The 2588-nt window shown below is 72.0% G+C and carries 3 protein-coding genes; all 3 read right to left on the bottom strand.

The genetic code is table 11. The annotated features are described in order from the left end of the window. Positions 1–194: 194 nt before the first annotated feature. Positions 195–1691 carry a hypothetical protein gene (locus AC1D01_RS29555; protein ID WP_477872777.1) on the bottom strand — a complete coding sequence of 499 codons (1497 nt, stop codon included), beginning with the start codon at positions 1689–1691 and terminating at the stop codon, positions 195–197. Beyond that, on the bottom strand, positions 1688–2161 hold the full coding sequence (locus tag AC1D01_RS29550) for a hypothetical protein (RefSeq protein WP_477872775.1): 474 nt from the start codon (positions 2159–2161) through the stop codon (positions 1688–1690). The genes AC1D01_RS29555 and AC1D01_RS29550 overlap by 4 nt, the downstream gene beginning before the upstream one ends. Before the next feature lie 48 nt (positions 2162–2209). Further along, on the bottom strand, positions 2210–2588 hold a 379-nt coding region (locus tag AC1D01_RS29545), incomplete at its 5' end, for a LysR substrate-binding domain-containing protein (protein ID WP_477872773.1).

Here is a 2588-nt window from a genome sequence, read left to right as displayed (position 1 = left end):
GCGCGCGCCAGCGCGCTTCGTAGACATACTCATCGCCACTGTTTGACCACAACGAACGAAGTGAGTGGAGGGAGTTTGGCGATGCACCCACGGAACCGAGCTTCTTCGTGGAGTCGGCGCCCCCTGGGGCGCCGACCGCCTCGGCATGAGCCCTCAGCCCAGCCCCCCACTCGCCGCGCCGCGCCGCGCAGGAATCACCAGCCAGACATCCCGAAGCTACGACTCCAGGCCAGTTCAACAACAGGCGTCGCCTTGCTCCCACGCAACGGCTGCATCGCCCCGGCACCCACGCGCCATTCGCTGCGCGGCGTGACGGCCCAGCCGGCCCACAGAACGCTTTGCAGGATCGCGCCCCCGGCCGTCGCGACACCACCGCCGCCAGCCGCACCCGCCAGCGCTTCGATGCCGATTCGCACCGGCGTGCCCGGGCTGCTCGCGATGCCGGCGCCGATCAGCCCCGTTGAATAGGCGCCGGCATTTCCGGCGTACGCGCTGTGCGCCTGGCCGCTGACGTAGACGAAGTCGTCGACGTAGCGGTTCAGCTTCAGGCCGATCGTGTCGAGCGACTGGCGGCTGCCGTCCTGGCGCAGCACGCGCGCATGGTGTTGCAGCACGGCGACCCATTCGGTGCGCACGACACGCGGCGGCATCGTGCGCCCGTCATGTCCGGGTTCGAGGTCGATGCCGAGCCACAGCTGGGCCTGGCGGGCGCGCAAGTCGCCGTTGGCGGCGCGGATGCGGCCGTACTCGCCGCCGATCGTCCAGCCGGGGGCGGGGCTCCACTCCATCGTGCCGGTGGCCTTGCCGATCAGGCCGCCGCCGGTCGGCACGGCTCCGCCACCACCCAACCCACCGGCCACCCGCACGCCGGCGCGCCAGGTGGGCAACAACTCGGGCCACGGCGCGAAGCTCGCGCCGACCGTGCCGAGAATTTCCATGTAGCCTGCCGCATCGCCCTTGGCCGCGGCGGCTGATTCGAGACCCCAGGACCAGCCGTTGGCGAGCCGGCGTTCCGCGCGCGCACCGGCCAGCCCGGCCGCCGGGCGCGGCGCGCCGTCGAAGCGGTAGGTGGTGGCGGTCAGCGCCATGCGGTCGAAGCCGAGGCCGGTGATGCCGCTCGATGTGCTGGCCGTGCCGCCGTGCTCTCCGGCCAGGTGCGTGAAACCACCACGCCATGCCAGGGCCAGGCCCAGCTGCCCGCTCTTGATCTCGCCGCTCGGGAAATTCACGGCAGACGCCGAGACGCCCAGCTGCAGCGCCGGGCCGATGTCCTTCATCACCGTCAGCGCAGGCCGCAGCATCAGGCCCGAGCCCACCGGCGCGGATGCGCCACCGCCGCCGCCCGCGTACAGGCCCGTGGCCAGCGTCCAGCCGGGGCTGAACTGCCAGCGGTGCTGCACCTCGACCCCGGCGACGAACAACCCGCCGCGTTGCCCGGTGGCCGCCCCATACACGGCTGGCCCGAACGCCCAGCCGGAGCCGGCGTCGAACAGCAGCGAGCCGCCCACCAGGCCCATGCGCTCGCCCTGCGGCAGCCGCACGTGCTCGTAGCCGAGCAGCGTGATCGTCTGGATCGGCGCATCGGGGCCGTCGCGCCCGCCTTCGTCCCTGGATTCGCTGTCCGCCTGGGCCACGCCGGCTGCGAGCAGCGTGCCGGCCAACACCGCGGCGCGCCGAAGCCTTCGGGTCAAGCGAGCTCGCGCGCGAGCCAGGCCTCGGCCGTCTCGGCCGTCAGCCGGAACCCGGCCTCGACGCGCTTGCGCGCCACTTCCCGGCCCTCGGCATCGCGGGCCGCCAGCATCGCGTAGGGATCGTCGTCGTCCGGCACGATGTCGAGCGTCACGACGATTTCCTGTGCGCCGCTCCCGATCCATATCTTCTTGTGCAGCCGCGCCTGCAGTTGCTGCTCGTGGCGGCGCCGCACCTCGTGGGCGGTCTTGACCAGCGTGTGGAAGGCCGGCGCATCCAGCGGCTTCGGGTTCTTCTTGTCGCGGCCCATGGTCCACGGCCCGACCAGCGCCGGTTCGGCCTCGCCGCGCAGCGTCATCGAGACGGCCCAGCCGTCGTCGTCCTCGTTCTTGATCACCTGGGCGATCCAGGTCTCGTCTTCCCAGTGGCGCGCTTCCTGGATCAGCACGGTGTCGTCGGTGGTGTCGGGCATGGGTCGTGGCGAATGGATGAACTGGGCGCGTACTGTATAGGTGTACAGCTATTTCGTCGAGTGCTGCGAAGCTTCCTGCATCACCCAGGCCTGGAACACCCGCATCGCCTGCGTGGGCGCGCGCGACTTCAGCCGCGTGATCCAGTAGCGCCCGAGCGACACCCCCAGCGCGAACGGCTGCACCAGCCGCTCGGTGCGCAGCTCCTCGCCGAACATCGCCGGCGGCAGCAGCGCGACGCCGATGCCCTGCGCCGCGGCGGCCGCCATCGCGATCGACGAATCGAACACCGGCCCGCGCAGCAGCGGCGGCTCGATGCCCGCGGCGGCACACCAGCGCGCCCACTCGTCGGCGCGGTACGAGCGCAGCAGCGTCTCGTCCGCCAGCGCGGCCGGCGTGCGCAGCCGCCGCGCGATGGCTGGCGTGCAC

The organism is Rhizobacter sp. P3_B12 (genome assembly GCF_056402895.1).
The sequence above is the reverse complement of the archived record's forward strand: the minus strand, read 5'-3'. Positions and strand labels throughout refer to the sequence as shown.